The sequence below is a fragment of the Weissella confusa genome (assembly GCF_004766315.1).
Lineage (GTDB): Bacteria > Bacillota > Bacilli > Lactobacillales > Lactobacillaceae > Weissella > Weissella confusa_A.
In genome coordinates, this window is record NZ_PVSN01000088.1 from 1 (window position 1) to 1,192 (window position 1,192).

The 1,192-nt window shown below is 38.3% G+C and carries 2 protein-coding genes; both read left to right on the forward strand.

The window, feature by feature from the left end; translation table 11 throughout:
• Window positions 1–521: transposase (locus C6P11_RS10790; RefSeq protein ID WP_210114244.1), on the forward strand; the 521-nt coding region annotated here is incomplete at its 5' end.
• A 132-nt stretch (window positions 522–653) separates the two neighbouring features.
• A partial coding sequence (locus C6P11_RS10795; RefSeq protein WP_210114245.1) for a transposase occupies window positions 654–1,192 on the forward strand: 539 nt, incomplete at its 3' end.

A 1,192-nucleotide genomic window follows, 5' to 3' on the forward strand; every position in this document is an offset into this window, starting at 1 on the left:
CTAAAATTATGACTCAAAAAGTATTACCTAGCAACCATTTAGTTGCAGTTTCAGACAATGGGGCACCAGTTACCTCGGATGGTGGCAACGTGCTGCTTAGTATTTTTCTGAATTCGCCTGTAATTTCCAGGCTCTTTAATAACGTTGAATTCAACGATAATCGCAAAAATCCACGCTATGCTAAGGTAGAATTGTTATTGCAAATGCTCATTCAAGTTATCGAAGGTTATCGCAACGACGACGTTGCAGATTACTTGACCCAAGATATCGAACATCGACTTGTTTATGCGCAAAACATGGCATCTCAACCAACTATTTCCAGATTTCTATCACATCTCACGAACGAAGACATTGATGAGCTACAAGAATTAAATCGTCGTATTGTCTCTTTAATTGATGAAAGATCAGCCAATACTGAACTGGTGCTAGATTTGGATTCAACCTACTTTGAGACCTTTGGTCATCAAGAAAAAATTGGTTTTAACCCAGATTATTCATCAAGACAAACAAAAACCCGCTGAAACGACAAGTTAATACCGTTTCAGCGGGTTTTGCGCTTTCACCCGTTGGGTGAAAACCATAGGAGCTCTTTTTTATGATATTTTGTTAGTGGAAAACAAACCAAATACTCAAAAATTGGAGCGCCTAAAATTATGACTCAAAAAGTATTACCTAGCAACCATTTAGTTGCAGTTTCAGACAATGGGGCACCAATTACCTCGGATGGTGGCAACGTGCTGCTTAGTATTTTTCTGAATTCGCCTGTAATTTCCAGGCTCTTTAATAACGTTGAATTCAACGATAATCACAAAAATCCACGCTATGCTAAGGTAGAATTGTTATTACAAATGCTCATTCAAGTTATCGAAGGTTATCGCAACGACGACGTTGCAGATTACTTGACCCAAGATATCGAACATCGACTTGTTTATGCGCAAAACATGGCATCTCAACCAACTATTTCCAGATTTCTATCACATCTCACGAACGAAGACATTGATGAGCTACAAGAATTAAATCGTCGTATTGTCTCTTTAATTGATGAAAGATCAGCCAATACTGAACTGGTGCTAGATTTGGATTCAACCTACTTTGAGACCTTTGGTCATCAAGAAAAAATTGGTTTTAATTATCACTACTTGAACGTCGGTTACCATCCGCTTATCATGACCGATGCTTTAACTGGAACCGT